This is a genomic window from Nocardia bovistercoris (assembly GCF_015674855.1).
GTDB lineage: Bacteria > Actinomycetota > Actinomycetes > Mycobacteriales > Mycobacteriaceae > Nocardia > Nocardia bovistercoris.
This window is the reverse complement of record NZ_JADMLG010000002.1, coordinates 766,526-780,655: the sequence shown is the minus strand read 5'-3', so window position 1 is coordinate 780,655 and position 14,130 is coordinate 766,526. Positions and strand designations below refer to the sequence as shown.

Genomic DNA, 14,130 nt, shown 5'->3' with positions numbered 1-14,130 from the left:
CAGCGCATTGTTTCCGCACTTCAAGTGACGTCCACCCCTGTGCCTAGTGATTCTCGTCACAACACCTATCTGTGAATGCTCGCGTTGCCAGGCTGTTACCGAAGGTTTAATCTTCGCCTGAGCCAACCAACGCTGGACCGCGGGCCCGACGATGTCACGTACGTGACGGACTCGGCGGAACACAGGGCTCGGTTCCGATTGCCGGCTCGTGCCGTTGCGCCGAAATAACAGCCGGTTACATATCGGCAACAAAGGGGCGACAAACTGAGCTGGGCCTGAGAGGACCAATGTCCACCTCGATGGTCGAGGTTGACTGTTTGAACCTGATGAGGGGAAGTATGAGCGAGAACCGCACCAACGGTCTGCGCCGCGGTGTCCGCGTCGCGGGCGTCGGGGCCGCCGCGGCCGTTGCCATGGGCCTGCTTTCGACCGGTGCTGCCAATGCCGACACCTTCGTACCGTTGCCGGACGGTCAGAAGGTTGGACCCGGCGTTACCATCACTCGCACCGGGGAACGCGCCCTGGTTTCGCCGTCGCTCGCCGCCAACGGCGCGGGCCGCGTCGTGTGGGTTTCGGGTAACGCCACCGCCGACGTGACTGTCACCCCCGAAGGCGAGGTCGGTCCGAACAACGGCCCCGCGGGTGGTTCGGGCAGCAACAACTCGTCCACTCACGGTGCGTCGCAGCTGAATACCGGCTACATCGTCGGTTGCCAGGTGAGCATCGCGGATGACGCGGTCTCCGCGGGCATTTCCGGTGGCATCACCCTCGACGGCGGCAGCCTCGGTGGTTCCATCGGCCTGCAGCTCGGCCCCGGTGAAGTGAAGTTCGTGCAGATCAACTACAAGGACATCACCAAGCCGGGCGTCTACTCGGTCGAGTACCAGGACGCCGAGATCGAGATCCAGGGTTGCGCGGGCTACGCCCAGGCGCGGTCGTACACCGTTGTCGAGATCATCGGTGACCACTACTCGAAGACCACCCTCTACGGGATGCCGTTCAGCATCGGCTGATATCCGTCGGGCCTTCACACCGCGTGTGTGATGCGTTCGAACGCGGTCGCCACGCGCGACCGCGCGGATGACGACGCCGCACACCTGAACACGAACATTCTTCTCGCTGAAGCGAATACAACCCTCGAGGGGTACAAACCAATGATCAACCGCAAGAACCTGGCACGGCTGGCCGGCGTGGGCGCCGCCGCCACCGTCGCCCTCGGCCTGTTCTCCACCGGCGCTGCCAACGCCGACACCTTCGTTCCGCTGCCGGGCGGCGAAATCGTCAAGACCCTCTCCGACGGCACCGTGGTGACCGTCCGCCTCGTCGGCGAGTCCGCCAACATCAACCCGTCGCTCGGTTCCACCCCGGTGCACCGCAACGCGTGGGTGTCCGGTAGCGCGCAGGTCGAGCTGTCCGGCACCGGCGGCGACGTAGGCGGCAAGATCTACCCCGGCTACACCGTCGGCTGCCAGGTGAACATCGCGGGCGGCGGCGCCAGCGGTGGCGTCGAAGGCTCGCTTGACTGGAGCGACGGGCAGAACGTGAAGCCCGGCGTCGGCGCCAGCTCCGGCGGCGACCTGTCGCTCGGCCCCGGCCAGGCGACCTCCTTCTACATCCTCGACATCGAAGAGGCCGACGACTTCGGTAGCGAAAGCCACAAGAAGCGCAACAAGTTCAGTGGCTCGAGCGGCTCGGTCACCTGGGCCGATTCGACCATCGGCCTCACCGGCTGCGCGGGCTACGCCCAGGCGCGTTCGTTCGTGAGCGTCGAGGTCGAGACCGACAGCGTGATCACCTGGGTCACCCTGTGGGGCCAGCCCTTCAGCCTCGGCTGATAGTCGATCTCCCGAACAGCGGGCCCGTCGCTTCGGTGACGGGCCCGTTCTCGTTCCGCCGTCGCGTCGCGAGTCTCCGATGGGCAAGCGCGCCATCAGAACTCGTGCTTCCCGCCGCTGTCGTGCTGCGCCGCGGCGAGCAGGTCGCGGATCTCGATGAGCAGGTCGTTGTCGCTCAGCTTCTCCTCCTCGGGCTTGCCGAAACGTTTCTTCGCGTGTGTCGCGGGCAGGACCAGGACGAAATACAGGACCGCCGCGATGAGGATGAAATTGATCGCCGCGGTGATGATCGGACCCACCTGGACAAATGTCGCGGGCTTATCGGCAACCAACTGGAAACCGAGCCCCAATTCGTCTGTTCCGCCGAATACGGCGAGGATCGGATTGATGAGTCCGGTGGTGAACGCTGTCACAATCGAGACGAACGCGGTGCCGATGACGACGGCAACCGCCAGGTCTACGACATTTCCGCGAAGCATGAAATCCTTGAAACCTTTGAGCATGGCTGCTGTCTCCTTCGGGTGGGAGCTGACTCGCTGCGCTCTGCGGTGGGGATATGTGCCGTGGTCGAAATGCTAGTTGACCGCGATGGCAAATGTTCAGTGAACTTATTCGGCGTCGCTCGTGGTGCGCCATCCACGGAGTAGGTCAGTGGAATACCACGGTCAGCGCGGTGCGCAGCGAGGCCGCCGCGACGGCGGTGGCGTGGTCGGAATCCATCGCGACCAGCACCACCCGGTCGGCCGCGCGCCGCTCGCCCGGTTCCGACACCAACACCACCGCGGCGTCGGTGGCCAGGGTGCGCGCCGGGCGGACCGCCGGACCCGTCGTCTCCTCGGCCGAGATCACATCGACCCGGTCGCCCGCGCGCAGGATGTCGGCGACGGCCGTGTCGGCGAGCCGCAGCGGGACGATGCGCGCGTCTCGTGCGCCACCCGCGACCGCGGCCAATCGCGGGCCGACGATACGCAGATCCGTGAAGACCTCACCGGTGCGCATGGCGCCGGTCAGCGTCGCGCCGAGTAGGGGAGCCTGTTCTCGAAGCACGCCTTCGGGCAATCCACCGGATTCGTGTGCGGCCAGCCGCAGATCCTCGGCCGACAGGGATGTGCCCGGTGCGAGATCGCGCCCGGCGACCACGACTTGCGCGCGGCGCGCACCAGGATCGCCGCGCAGCGACAGGACGATCGCCGCGACGATGAGCGCGGCGGCGAGCAGGCGGCGTGCGAGGAGTTGATCGGCCCAGGGCGGCCTGTTCCAGAAGGCCGCCCGCAGGGTATTGCCTCGGCCGAGGTCGGTGCGGGATCGGATCATGGCCGCAGCCTATGGGCGACGAAGCCATCGAGTCACCGGCCGATCGGGCGTCTGTGCACAACACGCGGCCTGTGGATGAATCGGTGGGTGCGCCGCTCGGGCGCACCGGATCAGCTCGCGACCGCGGTACTGGTCGAGCTGCTCGACGTCGAGCTGTTGCCCGTGGAGCTCGACGAACTCGAATCCGAGCTCGTGGTGGTCGAGGCGCTGGAACTCTCCGACTTCGCGGGCTCGCTCGCGGTGGAGCCGGAGCCGCCGCTGCGGCTGTCGGTGCGGTAGAAGCCGCTGCCCTTGAAGACGATGCCGACGGAGTTGAACAGCTTGCGCAACTTGCCCGAGCACTGGTCGCAAACGGTCAGCGCTTCGTCGGAGAAGGACTGAACGATATCGAAGCGGTTGTCACACTGGGTGCACGCATACGAGTAAGTTGGCACAGCATCCTCCGCAAGGTTCGTCAAACTGGCACTCTACCGCCGACAGTGCCAACATTGCCAATCGGCTGTTCATTCCGTGCGCGAATCGTGCTCCAGCCGCAGCGGACCCGTGCCCGGCGTGAGCGCCCACCCCATGCGGATATCGTGCGGTTCCTCGGGAAGCCGATCGAGCACTTCGTCGTCGCGAACCACCGCGACCAGCGCGGCCTTCTCCCGCGCCGCGCCGAGCGTGCGGTCGTAGTACCCGGCTCCGCGCCCGAGCCGCACGCCACGGCGATCCACCGCGAGCGCGGGCACCAGGATCAGCCCGGCCCGCACGACCGTCTCGGGCGGCAGCGCGGGGCCGCTCGGCTCCCGCAGACCCCAGCGCGCGTCCCGCAGGCCGTCCGCGCCGGTGTATTCGGCCCACCGCAGCGGCCCCGCCGGGCCCGTCACCGGAAGCAGCACCCGCGTGCCCATCGCGCGCAGGGCGTCCAGCATCGCGAGCGAACCGGGTTCCCCGCGCACCGGAACATAGGCGCAGACCCAGTCGACGATGTCGAGCCCGCGCACCGCCTCGGCCAGCGCGGCGGCCTCGCTCGCGCGTGTGTCGTCGGTCACCGCGGCACGGCGCGCGAGAATTTCCGTCCGCCATGCATTTTTACGGCCCTCACCGGGCATCTCCATGCTTATCACCATAAGCTCACCGGGATGCCCGGTTGTCGCGTCGGCGATGGGCCGAGTACTGGATGGATAGGGTAGACGTATGACAGCAAAGGCCGGAAAGTCCGCGGCTGACGCACCGGTTTCGTGTTTCCGCACCGCCGTCGTCCCCGCGGCCGGACTCGGGACGCGGTTCCTGCCCGCGACCAAGACGGTGCCCAAGGAATTGCTGCCGGTGGTCGACACACCCGGTATCGAGCTGGTCGCGGCCGAGGCCGCCGATTCCGGCGCCGACCGGCTGGTGATCGTCACCTCGCCGGGCAAGGACGGTGTCGTCGCGCATTTCGTCGAGGATCTCGTGCTGGAGAGCACGCTCGCCGAACGCGGCAAATTCCAGCTGCTCGAGAAGGTGCGCAAGGCGCCCGCGCTGCTCGCGGTGACCTCGGTGGTGCAGGAGGAACCGCTCGGTCTCGGGCACGCGGTCGCCCAGGCCGAGAGCGTGCTCGACGACGACGAGGACGCCATCGCGGTGCTGCTGCCCGACGATCTGGTGCTGCCGGTCGGCGTGCTCGACGTCATGAGCCGGGTGCGCCGCAAACGCGGCGGAACCGTGCTGTGCGCCATCGACGTTCCGAAGGATCAGGTCAGCGCCTACGGCGTGTTCGACGTGGCGACCGTGCCCGACGCCGTCAACCCGAATGTGATGCGGGTCAACGGCATGGTGGAGAAGCCCGCCCTGCAGGACGCGCCGTCCAGCTACGCGGCCGCGGGCCGATACCTGTTGGACCGAGCCATCTTCGACGCGCTGCGCCGCATCGAGCCCGGCGCGGGCGGTGAACTCCAACTCACCGACGCGATCGCGCTGCTCATCGAGGAAGGGCATCCGGTGCACGTGGTCGTGCACCGTGGGTCGCGCCACGATTTGGGCAACCCCGGAGGTTATCTTCGTGCTGCGGTCGATTTCGCCTTGGAGCGGGAGGAATACGGCCCGGCCCTGCGGGAGTGGTTGCAGCATCGACTCGGTCCCGATTGGGATCCGCAGCTGACGACCTACGACTGAGCGGTCGCGGTCGGGTTTCGCTCGCGGTGAATCGTCGGGTACGAATTACTGGTTCACCGCCAACGGGCGTGCGAATCACCCGGCGGCGGCGTGCGTCGCGCAACGCGCGAGGGGCCGCGTCGGTGGCTGTGAACCGTCGAGGTGTGGAGAGGATCGAGGAAGGGCTGGATGCGCTCGGTTGAGGATCAGCAGATCAAGGTGACCGCGGCGGCGGTCGCGCCGCGGCCGGTCCGGGTCGCGATCTCCGAGGCCCAGGGCCTGCTGTGCGCCGAGGATGTGGTGACCGAGCGGCCGCTGCCCGGATTCGACCAGGCCGCCATCGACGGCTACGCGGTGCGCAGCGTCGATGTCGCGGCGGCCGGTTCGGACATCCGCAACGAGGAAGGCGATCTGGTCGACCTCACCCTCCCGGTGGTCGGCGAGGTGGTGGCCGGTTCGCGCCAGCCCATCCGGTTGCAGCCGCGCCAGACGGTGCGCGTCGACACCGGCGCGCCACTGCCGACCCTCGCCGACGCGGTGCTGCCGCTGGATTTCACCGACGGCGGCCGCGCCAGGATCAAGGTCTACGAGCCGGTGCGCTCGGGTGACTACGTGCGCCGCATCGGCGACGACGTGCAGCCCGGCGATGTCGCGGTGCGCGCGGGCACCATCATCGGGCCCGCCCAGGTCGGCCTGCTCGCCGCGGTCGGCCAGGACAAGGTGCTCGTGCATCCGCGCCCTCGGCTCTCGGTCATCTCCCTCGGCGGCGAACTCATCGATATCGATCGGACGCCCGGCCCCGGCCAGGTCTACGACGTGAACTCCTACGCGTTGGCCGCCGCCGCGCGCGACGCGGGCGCCGATGTGAACCGCGTCGGGATCGTCAGCGACGATCCGCGTCGGCTGCGCGATGTGGTCGAGGGGCAACTGGTGCGTTCGGAGGTCGTGGTGATCGCGGGCGCGGTCGGCGGCTGGGCCTCCGAACAGGTGAAGGAGGCCCTGGAAGGGCTGGGGGAGTTGGAGATCGCCCGTGTCGCCATGCATCCGGGTTCGGTCCAGGGTTTCGGCAGGCTGGGACGCGACGAGGTGCCGACCTTCCTGCTGCCTTCCAATCCCGTTGGCGCCCTTGTAGTTTTCGAGGTGATGGTGCGACCGTTGATCCGCATAGCGCTCGGGCGCAGACATCCCATGCGCCGGGTCATCCGTGCGAGGACGATCACGCCGATCACCTCCATGGCCGGTCGCAAGGGTTTTCTGCGCGCTCAGCTGATGCGCGACGAGGCCACCGGCGACTATCTCGTGCAACCGCTCGGCGGCGCCGCGGGTTCGTCGTCGCATCTGCTCGCCACCCTGGCCGAGGCGAACAGCCTGATCGTGATCGATCCCGACGACACCGAGATCCGCACCGGCGACGAGGTCAGAGTCGCCTTTCTCGCGCAGCGTGGCTGAGGCGTGGACACTATGAACGTTTTCCGGGTGACCCAACATCCCGGATGGCCCGCGCACCTCGGACCGTTGACCGTCGCCGCGGGGCGGGTCACCCTGCGGCCCGTGCGCCTGCGCGACGCCTCGGCGTGGAGCCGGATTCGCTTGCACGACAGGGAACATCTGGAACCGTGGGAGCCCACCGGCCGCGGTGCCTGGGAGGCCCGCAATCACGCGAGCAACTGGCCTTCGCTGTGGTCGAGTCTGAAAGCCGAAGCCAGGCGCGGTTCGATGATTCCGTTGGTGATCGAGGTGGACGGGCATTTCAGCGGCCAATTGACCATCGGCAATATCGTGCGCGGCGCGCTGCGATCGGCCTGGATCGGATATTGGGTGGCCAAGGAACTCGGCGGCCAGGGCGTCGCGACCGCCGCGCTCGCGCTCGGCCTCGACCATTGTTTCGGGCCGGTCGGTCTGCATCGAGTCGAGGCCACCGTGCGCCCGGAGAATCTCCCGAGCCAAGCCGTACTGCGCAATGTCGGATTCCGCGAAGAGGGGCTGTTGCAGCGATATCTGGATGTCGACGGCGCGTGGCGAGATCACGTGCTGGTCGGGCTGACCGTGGAAGAGCTGAGTGGCACCGTGGTGGACCGTCTGGTCCGCGACGGCCGGGCCGTACTCCCGTAGGCGCCGCACCGCGATGAGGGCGATATCCCGTGTCCACACGTGTCGCGAACATGGGAACTCTGTTACCAGTGTGACTTGTGTGCACGGCGCGCCTGCCGGAAAGTCCCACGGCCCGGAATTAATCTACGGACGTCGGAGGTGCGTTCCGCACCCCCGGCAAGGCGCCCGCTGGGTGACCGGCGACCGGACTCGCGTCCGTCCGTTTTGCACTGAGCGAACGCACGGCAGAGGGGGCACGGGGTCGGAAATTCGCGGGCCGAACGGAGAATTCACACGGGGACGGAGGTGCTGACACGGTATGCCGAATTCGCTGCTGTGGATCGGCCTCGTGATGCTCTGGGTCTTCGTGCTGTTCCCGATACTCGCCGACCGGCACCCCCGGATCCGGCAGACCACCGATGTGGCACTGGCAACACGCGTCCTGCACCGCGGCGGTTCCAAGCGGCGCACGAAGAAAGGACCGGCCGCCGGACATGACAGCGATCCGGACTATCGGCCGACCCGAGCGCAGAGAAAGCTCTCACACAGCGATGATGCGGAGGACCGGATGAGAACACCGGCCGACGAGGAAGTCACCGAGGCCGACCAGGAGTTGGAGCGTCTGCCCGCGCTCGAGGCGGGAAAAAACCTGCCCGACACCGTCGAAACCGCCGACGATATCGCCGACGCCGAACTCGCCGAAGCGCCCGAATCAGATCCGTCCGACGAGAATTACGATTCCGGGCATACCGATTCGGACGACACCGACGCGGTAACCGACGGATCCGCTGCGGATTCCGCCGATCCGGCCGATGATGACGACGTGGCCGACGAGTATCGCGATCCGACCGCGGCCCGCATTCCGCCCGCTCGGTCGATGGCGCCCGCCCGCGTCGCCGACGACGCCGAACCCGGCGATTTCCCCGAAGACGACGAATACCCCGGCGAATTCCCCGAATCCGGTGAATACCGCGACGACCCCGAATTCGTGCCGACCCGACGCGGCCGCGGCGGCTACGACCCCGAAGCCGACGCCATGGCCCGTGCCGCCCGCTACACCTTCCGGCAACGCGCCGTCCTCACCCTCGTCCTCGCCGCCATCCTCGCGGGCGGCCTCGGCATCGCCGTCACCCCCGCCTTCTGGTGGTCCTGCGGCCTTGCCCTCCTCATCCTCGGCACCTACCTCGCGTATCTGCGCAAACAGGTCCGCATGGAAGAGGAGATCCGCCGCCGCCGCGCCGCCCGCCTACACCGCGGCCACCGCGACGAAGCCGAAGCCGAACACACCCGCTACACCGAACAACAAGCCCGCCGCGACATGGACCGCGACACCGCCCGCGCCCTACGCCGCCGCTCCACCCTCCTGGAACCCGACGACGAAGACCCGTCCTTCCACCACCTGGACCCCTTCGACCCCGCCACCGCCCGCGCCCTGCGCCGAGCCGCCGCCAACGATCTCCGTCGCGCCGCAGGCGCCTGACAAAACTGCCTCCGACCAGCCGATTCGGACTCCGGACGCAACCTTTGCTACAGTTACCCAGCGCGGTTCCCCCGGGAGCCCCGCGGGGCTATAGCGCAGTTGGTAGCGCGTCTCGTTCGCATCGAGAAGGTCAGGGGTTCGATTCCCCTTAGCTCCACTTCACAGCGAAGCCGCAGGTCATGGATCTGCGGCTTCGCTGTTGTGTGGCGTTGCGCGAACACCGCGCTCGTGGTCGGTCGTTCACGAGGGTCGGTCATGGGTCAAGTGATCACGGAGTCTCCGGTGGTGGAAGCTCAGCTTGATGGTGGCCTGTCCTCCTGCTGGTGGTCGACTCGATATCGAAGAGTCGAGGTGTGTCTATCCGTGGTGTGTGCCTGTGGACGGGTCGAGCAGCTTCACGCCCTTGCCTGCGAAGTCCTTCACGTTCTGGGTTGCCACGGTCGCGTCGTGGGCCAGGGCGATAGCCGCGATCTGTGCGTCGAGGACTTCCCCGGCCGTGGGTTTGGGGCGCTTCACCATCAAGGTCGCGTAGTAGAAGGCGGCGGTGTAGTCGAACGTCAGTACCCGCCCGGCTGCCTGGAGAGGGGCGAACACGGCATCGGCCGCGATGTCGAGCGCGGCGCGCTTCTTGCCTGTGTCGAGCGCGTAGATGCCGTTGAGGGTCTCCATGACTGTGACGGAAGTCGTGTAGACGGTCGGTTGGGTGAGCAACCAGGCGGCGACGATCGGATACTTCTCAGGTGTCATCGCAGCGGCGATGACATTGGTGTCGAGAATGATCACTGTTTCGAATTTTCATGGCGTACATCGATTTCCGGCACGTCGCCATCGAGGGCTTGTCGAAGCTCGGCCAGCCGGGTGAACAGGGCAGCCCCGGACAGAGGGTTGGTTGTCGGGGTGTCGTCCTCGGTGGCGGCGCGAGTGAGGATGTCTCGTACCTCGGCTTCCATGGATCTGCCATGACGAGTGGCCCGGCGTTGGATGGTCGCCTTGATGACGGGATCGAGGTTGCGAACGTTCAGGTTGGTCGGTGTCGCTTTGCGGGCCGCGGCATCTTTGGTGGTCGTCCTACGCGCCTTCTGGGTCTTCGGTGTCTTGATGGTCGCCATGAAGTCAATGATATCGGAATGCACTCAGACTGCACTCAGTCTCGACGGGGATCGACCGTGTGGGCGCAGAGATCTTGAACAGTAGGTGTATCGATACGTCGGTTCGTCCAGAATCCGTGGTTCTGGTTGGCGAGTCTGAACCATCCACGATCCGTGCTCCAGCCGGTTCGGTGTTCGATCCAGCGGGAGACGGCCAAGGCGGCGAACACGATGGCGAGGTGGGCGTCGATCGATTCGCGATTGTGGTGGTAGATGGGCCGGGCGGCGAGGTCGCTCTTGGACATGCGGAAACTTTTCTCGATGTGCCAGAGCTGGTGGTAGACGCTGATCACGAACTCCGGACCGGCGGTGACGAGGTCGGTGTAGGCGTCGCCCGTGACGGTGGCTCGCGAAGAATCGCGCCACGACCGCGCTTCAAGGGAGTGGCTGATCAGTCCGAAGGTGTGCTCCAGGTGAGGAGTAGGACCGAGAATCCCGCGCCGACTAATAGGCATCCCGTGATGAGGGCGATCCAGGCGATCGCGAATCTTGGTAGTGCGTAGCGCAGGTAGGCGCCCAGGGCCAGGATCGGGAAGACGGGAAAGAACCAGACATCGATGCCGAAGGGGAGATCGGCGTCGAAGACGCTGGTCTCGGCCCACAAGACGATCAGTAGAGCAGCCCAGTACAGGAGTCCGCCCGCGGCGAAACCCAGCACGATCTGGACTGCGCTCTCGACGGTGCGGGCGATCGGGGTTCGGCTGTCGCGCGGTGGCACGGTGGAATTGTCCTCCATTCAGTCGGGGCCGCTGAAGTAGATAAGGGTGTTTTACCGGAATTCTGTGACGCGTCGGGGACCGCGCCCTGGGGGTGTCCTGGTCGTTGGGCGCGATGGAAACACATTCGCTGACAATGCTTTCGGTATCGTCGTCGTGGCGGAGTCCGACCGCGATGCCGGTCTCGTTGTTGTACAGGTCCATTCGCTTCGACGCCGCGCTGTATTGCGGATCGTTGGGCGCGGCGGGCGAATCTGTCTCATGTGTATCGGCAATGTCGCGGGCGAATTCCCGCGGTGCCCCACGCGGTCATCATCCCCATCCAGATGCAATGCCTGCACGCGTCGCGGCGGTCGTCGGTGCCGTTGTATCCCTCACTGCTCTGAAAGTACTTCTCGGATTCGCGGACCCTGGGCTCGTGGTTGCGTCGAGTGGCTCTGATTCGGGTAGTAGGTTCTCGCGAGGTCCACAGCGGAAGGGGCGCGGGGCGAGTAATGATCTGCGGCCCTTTTCTCCCCTGTGCCTTTGTGGTTGTGGTCAATCGTCGTAGTGGTGGCGACAGGCAACGATCGTCACGTGGTCGTCGTCGGCCACGTAGATCAGCCGGTGTTCGTCGGTTATCCGCCGTGACCACAGTCCGGCCAGGTTGTGCCGCAACGGTTCCGGCTTGCCGATGCCCTCGGCGTTGCCGTTGCGTCGGATGTCCTCGATCAGGCGGTTGACTTTGCCGAGCAATCTACGGTCGCGGGCAAGCCATCCGCTGTAGTCCTCCCACCCGTTGGAGTCGAACACCGCCTTGCGGCTCACTCGTCGTTGTCCGCGGGTTCGATCAGCTCGTGGGCTTCCACCCTGCCTGATTCCAGGTTGGCGATCGACTCGACCAAGCGGCGGGTGTTGGCCCTGGTGGACAGGACATAGGCGGTTTCTTTCAAGGAGTTGTATTCGGCCAGCGAGATCACCACGGCGGGCTCCTTGCCGCCGGACCGAGTGATCACGACTTGGTCGTTGTCCTCGGTGGCTGCGTCCAGTACTTCGGACCAGTTCTGACGTGCCTCGGTGCTGTGCATAGCCCGCATGCAGCCCCCTTCCCTTACTGCCACCCTGTCTAGTACAGAATAGTGTACGTGATCAGGAATCCATAAGGTCGCGGTGACACCCGGCGAGGCGTTCGGTTGTTCACGCTGCTCGATGACACTCTCGGCGAGCGCCATCGCAGGGAAGATCGACGTGGTCGGCGTCGGTTATGCCGTCGCGGTGGTTGCGAGTGCGGCGAGGCCGACTTCGGCGCACGCGTCGTCCTGTTCGGGTATGCCTCCGCTGACCGCGATCGCGCCGATGACGGCGTCCTCGCGTCGGATCAGCCGAGAACCCGCGCCTGCGATAACGGGAGCGCCCGCAACCTGATCCATCTGCGCGAATAGTGCGGGCCATGCCTGCTGTAGGCGTACCAGTTCGTTGCCGTCGCGATGGAACAGCGCCACGCCGGACGCTTTCGCCGGGGCGATTCGAGCCGACAGCGGCGGTGCGCCGTCCATGCGATCGACGAGTAGCACGTGTCCGCCCGCGTCGACGATCGCGACCGTGACTCGCGCGCCGAGTCCGGTGGCATGTGCGCGTATCCGGGCGCTGACGGCTCGCGCCTGTTCCGAAGTGAGTGACATCGTTCCACCTTCAAATCTCTTGGATCAACCAAGCTTGGATGTGCCAAGGATATCTGATTCCGTGGGACGGACCAAGAGTTTGGCTAGACTTTCGCGCATGGAGCTGGAGGAGACGCCAACGCGCCTACGCAACAAGCCGACCTGGCTGATCAGTAAGGCGGCCGTGCGGGCGCACCGGCTCATCGGCGAGGCAATGGCCGCGGTCGACGGTCGCGCCTACCACTTCGCGATCCTCGCCGCACTCGACGAGTTCGGCCCGGACAGTCAGGTGCGGATCGGTCGACGGTGCGGAATCGACCAGAGCGATATGCACGCGATGCTCGGGGAGCTGACCGCGCAGGGCCACGTCGCACGGACCTCGGATCCCAGCGATCGACGCCGCAATCTGATCACCGTGACCCCCTCGGGCCGACAGCGTCTCGAAGAACTGGACTCGACACTCTCGACTGTCCAGAACGACCTGCTCGTCGCTTTGTCGGCCACCGATCGCAAGCAACTGGCTACCCTGCTCGCCCGCGTGCTCGAGTAGATCATCGACGCAGATGTCGATGCGCGCTTCCGCTACTGAGTGACTGATCGGCAGGACGGCCGGTGCGGCACCTCCGGGCGCGGCCGCTCACCCCCGCCGGGTACCTGCCGGCACGGACCCGAATCGCAGGCCCGTCGACGGGCTCGGGCCGCGGAACGATAGGCCCACGTCCCCCTCGGAGGATTCCGGCGCCGGACCTCCTGGCTTGGGTGGGCCGGCCCGAATGAGGCGAGCGTACCGAGCCGCTGCCGCTATTGTCAGCGCGTGAGCGACTTGCCTTCTGGGCTAACACCTTTAGAACTTGCTGCCTACGTCCACGCTCAGATCGATGCCGGTCACGCGTACGCCAGGCGTCGCAAGCGCGGATTCCGATGGCGAGCAGTCGTGCTGCGCGTAGTGCTGGTCGGCTGCTCGGCTGCGTCGACGATCATCCTCGGGCTGCAAAACCTCGATCCGTGGACCGGCACGGCTTTCGCGCTGGTAGCCGTGGTCACTACGTTCAGTGCGCTCGAGTCGTTCTTCGCGTGGCGGCCCCTGTGGGTTGCCATGGAGGAAGCTTCATATCGATTCAATCGGCTCAGGGACGAGTTGGGGTTCTATGTCGCCACAACTGCCTCCGATCAGCTCGATCCTCAGCGAGTCCGCGAAACCTTCGATGCGTACCAACGAATTTGGGAGCAGTTGGGTACCAGCTGGATCGGACTGCGTGAACACTCTGAGCGTTGACGCACAACGCTCCGCTGTTCCGACGCCACGCTCGTCGCCGAGCTCCAGGCTATGTGGTGGCGTCGGGTGTCATCGAGAGTGATGCGGTGCGGCGCAGGCCCTCGTTTCCGTCTCCTCGGCGCTGCAACTGGCGCACGGTGGCCACTCGGTGCGGCAAGTCGGCCACCAATGACCGTGCTGACACAACCTATTCCGACATGGCATCGACGGCTTTCCCGACTCGATCCAGACTTGTCGCGTAGCTCTGGTCGACCCGAACCCGCACCGTGATCGTCTCGATGATCTTCTGACCGATACTGTCCAACTCATCGAGGCAGGACAGGATGTCCCTTTTCCGAATGTAGGCGAAGTCGACGAGTGCGGGCCCGGTTTTCCAGCCCTCGTTCGCTTGCGCGGCAGGCGCTGCTTCATCGAACTGCGTCTCCACCCGCGCTCTCGAATCGGCGGTATTCGCAGAAATGGCAGCACCGGCCTGTCGAGCACCATCAGGATCCACACAAATGTCGCCCATTACA

Annotated in this window: 19 protein-coding genes, 1 tRNA gene and 2 pseudogenes; 9 read left to right on the top strand and 13 right to left on the bottom strand. The window is 66.0% G+C overall.

Annotated features, from left to right (window positions below; all coding sequences use genetic code 11):
• The first annotated feature begins 338 nt into the window (after nucleotides 1-338).
• Nucleotides 339-1,013 (top strand): MspA family porin, encoded by a 675-nt coding sequence (locus IT779_RS07650; RefSeq protein ID WP_196148420.1) that lies wholly within the window; start codon nucleotides 339-341, stop codon nucleotides 1,011-1,013.
• Nucleotides 1,014-1,154: 141 nt separating this feature from the next.
• Nucleotides 1,155-1,835, top strand: coding sequence for an MspA family porin (locus IT779_RS07645; protein ID WP_196148583.1), 681 nt, complete (start codon nucleotides 1,155-1,157; stop codon nucleotides 1,833-1,835).
• Nucleotides 1,836-1,930: 95 nt separating this feature from the next.
• On the opposite strand, the gene mscL is transcribed toward IT779_RS07645, so the two are convergent.
• The 4 genes from mscL to IT779_RS07625 all read right to left on the bottom strand — a co-directional run bounded on the left by mscL (nucleotide 1,931) and on the right by IT779_RS07625 (nucleotide 4,261).
• Entirely contained in the window at nucleotides 1,931-2,338 is a 408-nt protein-coding gene (gene mscL / locus IT779_RS07640) for a large conductance mechanosensitive channel protein MscL (protein WP_196148419.1), read from the bottom strand.
• A gap of 145 nt (nucleotides 2,339-2,483) precedes the next feature.
• The gene (locus tag IT779_RS07635) at nucleotides 2,484-3,149 is read right to left on the bottom strand and encodes an SAF domain-containing protein (protein WP_196148418.1); all 666 of its coding nucleotides are present in this window, start codon (nucleotides 3,147-3,149) and stop codon (nucleotides 2,484-2,486) included.
• A gap of 110 nt (nucleotides 3,150-3,259) precedes the next feature.
• On the bottom strand, nucleotides 3,260-3,583 hold the full coding sequence (locus IT779_RS07630; RefSeq protein ID WP_196148582.1) for an FmdB family zinc ribbon protein: 324 nt from the start codon (nucleotides 3,581-3,583) through the stop codon (nucleotides 3,260-3,262).
• A gap of 69 nt (nucleotides 3,584-3,652) precedes the next feature.
• Nucleotides 3,653-4,261: a 5-formyltetrahydrofolate cyclo-ligase gene (locus IT779_RS07625; protein WP_196148417.1), complete on the bottom strand. Its 609-nt coding sequence runs from the start codon at nucleotides 4,259-4,261 to the stop codon at nucleotides 3,653-3,655.
• A gap of 67 nt (nucleotides 4,262-4,328) precedes the next feature.
• On the opposite strand from IT779_RS07625, the gene IT779_RS07620 reads away from it, so the two are divergent.
• From IT779_RS07620 to IT779_RS07600, 5 genes are all read left to right on the top strand, one after another.
• Nucleotides 4,329-5,285, top strand: coding sequence for a UTP--glucose-1-phosphate uridylyltransferase (locus IT779_RS07620; protein WP_196148416.1), 957 nt, complete (start codon nucleotides 4,329-4,331; stop codon nucleotides 5,283-5,285).
• Between the two features lie 168 nt (nucleotides 5,286-5,453).
• The gene (gene glp, locus IT779_RS07615) at nucleotides 5,454-6,713 is read left to right on the top strand and encodes a molybdotransferase-like divisome protein Glp (protein WP_196148415.1); all 1,260 of its coding nucleotides are present in this window, start codon (nucleotides 5,454-5,456) and stop codon (nucleotides 6,711-6,713) included.
• A gap of 12 nt (nucleotides 6,714-6,725) precedes the next feature.
• Entirely contained in the window at nucleotides 6,726-7,376 is a 651-nt protein-coding gene (locus IT779_RS07610; protein ID WP_196148414.1) for a GNAT family N-acetyltransferase, read from the top strand.
• Between the two features lie 298 nt (nucleotides 7,377-7,674).
• Nucleotides 7,675-8,835 carry a divisome protein SepX/GlpR gene (gene sepX / locus IT779_RS07605; protein ID WP_196148413.1) on the top strand — a complete coding sequence of 387 codons (1,161 nt, stop codon included), beginning with the start codon at nucleotides 7,675-7,677 and terminating at the stop codon, nucleotides 8,833-8,835.
• A gap of 84 nt (nucleotides 8,836-8,919) precedes the next feature.
• Nucleotides 8,920-8,992 (top strand) — tRNA-Ala (locus IT779_RS07600).
• 200 nt (nucleotides 8,993-9,192) lie between these two features.
• On the opposite strand, the gene IT779_RS07595 is transcribed toward IT779_RS07600, so the two are convergent.
• The 8 genes and pseudogenes from IT779_RS07595 to IT779_RS07565 all read right to left on the bottom strand — a co-directional run bounded on the left by IT779_RS07595 (nucleotide 9,193) and on the right by IT779_RS07565 (nucleotide 12,360).
• Nucleotides 9,193-9,618, bottom strand: coding sequence for a type II toxin-antitoxin system VapC family toxin (locus IT779_RS07595; protein ID WP_196148412.1), 426 nt, complete (start codon nucleotides 9,616-9,618; stop codon nucleotides 9,193-9,195).
• A complete protein-coding gene (locus tag IT779_RS07590) occupies nucleotides 9,615-9,944 on the bottom strand; it encodes a FitA-like ribbon-helix-helix domain-containing protein (protein WP_196148411.1) in 330 nt (109 codons plus the stop codon). The genes IT779_RS07595 and IT779_RS07590 overlap by 4 nt, the downstream gene beginning before the upstream one ends.
• Nucleotides 9,945-10,099: 155 nt before the next feature.
• Nucleotides 10,100-10,276, bottom strand: a pseudogene (locus IT779_RS07585) (IS1634 family transposase); the annotation flags it as partial.
• A gap of 98 nt (nucleotides 10,277-10,374) precedes the next feature.
• Nucleotides 10,375-10,701 carry a hypothetical protein gene (locus tag IT779_RS07580; protein WP_196148410.1) on the bottom strand — a complete coding sequence of 109 codons (327 nt, stop codon included), beginning with the start codon at nucleotides 10,699-10,701 and terminating at the stop codon, nucleotides 10,375-10,377.
• Nucleotides 10,702-10,843: 142 nt separating this feature from the next.
• Nucleotides 10,844-10,978: pseudogene (locus IT779_RS39035) on the bottom strand (hypothetical protein); the annotation flags it as partial.
• A gap of 258 nt (nucleotides 10,979-11,236) precedes the next feature.
• A complete protein-coding gene (locus IT779_RS07575; RefSeq protein ID WP_332838702.1) occupies nucleotides 11,237-11,506 on the bottom strand; it encodes a Txe/YoeB family addiction module toxin in 270 nt (89 codons plus the stop codon).
• Nucleotides 11,503-11,775: a type II toxin-antitoxin system Phd/YefM family antitoxin gene (locus tag IT779_RS07570; RefSeq protein ID WP_196148409.1), complete on the bottom strand. Its 273-nt coding sequence runs from the start codon at nucleotides 11,773-11,775 to the stop codon at nucleotides 11,503-11,505. The genes IT779_RS07575 and IT779_RS07570 overlap by 4 nt, the downstream gene beginning before the upstream one ends.
• 165 nt (nucleotides 11,776-11,940) lie before the next feature.
• Nucleotides 11,941-12,360, bottom strand: coding sequence for a GlcG/HbpS family heme-binding protein (locus IT779_RS07565; RefSeq protein WP_196148408.1), 420 nt, complete (start codon nucleotides 12,358-12,360; stop codon nucleotides 11,941-11,943).
• A gap of 97 nt (nucleotides 12,361-12,457) precedes the next feature.
• Between IT779_RS07565 and IT779_RS07560 the strand changes: the two genes are divergently transcribed.
• The gene (locus IT779_RS07560; protein ID WP_196148407.1) at nucleotides 12,458-12,889 is read left to right on the top strand and encodes a MarR family winged helix-turn-helix transcriptional regulator; all 432 of its coding nucleotides are present in this window, start codon (nucleotides 12,458-12,460) and stop codon (nucleotides 12,887-12,889) included.
• A gap of 264 nt (nucleotides 12,890-13,153) precedes the next feature.
• Entirely contained in the window at nucleotides 13,154-13,615 is a 462-nt protein-coding gene (locus tag IT779_RS07555) for an SLATT domain-containing protein (RefSeq protein WP_196148406.1), read from the top strand.
• A 187-nt stretch (nucleotides 13,616-13,802) separates the two neighbouring features.
• On the opposite strand, the gene IT779_RS07550 is transcribed toward IT779_RS07555, so the two are convergent.
• Nucleotides 13,803-14,126, bottom strand: a complete 324-nt coding sequence (locus IT779_RS07550; RefSeq protein ID WP_196148405.1) for a hypothetical protein — start codon at nucleotides 14,124-14,126, stop codon at nucleotides 13,803-13,805.
• Between the last annotated feature and the right edge of the window lie 4 nt (nucleotides 14,127-14,130).

What these genes read in the sequence shown, in the direction of transcription:
- IT779_RS07650 (WP_196148420.1), top strand. Translation starts at nt 339, where the DNA reads ATGAGCGAGAACCGCACCAACGGTCTGCGCCGCGGTGTCCGCGTCGCG.
- IT779_RS07625 (WP_196148417.1), bottom strand. Translation starts at nt 4,261, where the DNA reads ATGGTGATAAGCATGGAGATGCCCGGTGAGGGCCGTAAAAATGCATGG.
- IT779_RS07550 (WP_196148405.1), bottom strand. Translation starts at nt 14,126, where the DNA reads ATGGGCGACATTTGTGTGGATCCTGATGGTGCTCGACAGGCCGGTGCT.
- IT779_RS07570 (WP_196148409.1), bottom strand. Translation starts at nt 11,775, where the DNA reads ATGCGGGCTATGCACAGCACCGAGGCACGTCAGAACTGGTCCGAAGTA.
- IT779_RS07590 (WP_196148411.1), bottom strand. Translation starts at nt 9,944, where the DNA reads ATGGCGACCATCAAGACACCGAAGACCCAGAAGGCGCGTAGGACGACC.
- IT779_RS07620 (WP_196148416.1), top strand. Translation starts at nt 4,329, where the DNA reads ATGACAGCAAAGGCCGGAAAGTCCGCGGCTGACGCACCGGTTTCGTGT.
- glp (WP_196148415.1), top strand. Translation starts at nt 5,454, where the DNA reads ATGCGCTCGGTTGAGGATCAGCAGATCAAGGTGACCGCGGCGGCGGTC.
- IT779_RS07645 (WP_196148583.1), top strand. Translation starts at nt 1,155, where the DNA reads ATGATCAACCGCAAGAACCTGGCACGGCTGGCCGGCGTGGGCGCCGCC.
- mscL (WP_196148419.1), bottom strand. Translation starts at nt 2,338, where the DNA reads ATGCTCAAAGGTTTCAAGGATTTCATGCTTCGCGGAAATGTCGTAGAC.
- sepX (WP_196148413.1), top strand. Translation starts at nt 7,675, where the DNA reads ATGCCGAATTCGCTGCTGTGGATCGGCCTCGTGATGCTCTGGGTCTTC.
- IT779_RS07560 (WP_196148407.1), top strand. Translation starts at nt 12,458, where the DNA reads ATGGAGCTGGAGGAGACGCCAACGCGCCTACGCAACAAGCCGACCTGG.
- IT779_RS07635 (WP_196148418.1), bottom strand. Translation starts at nt 3,149, where the DNA reads ATGATCCGATCCCGCACCGACCTCGGCCGAGGCAATACCCTGCGGGCG.
- IT779_RS07565 (WP_196148408.1), bottom strand. Translation starts at nt 12,360, where the DNA reads ATGTCACTCACTTCGGAACAGGCGCGAGCCGTCAGCGCCCGGATACGC.
- IT779_RS07610 (WP_196148414.1), top strand. Translation starts at nt 6,726, where the DNA reads ATGAACGTTTTCCGGGTGACCCAACATCCCGGATGGCCCGCGCACCTC.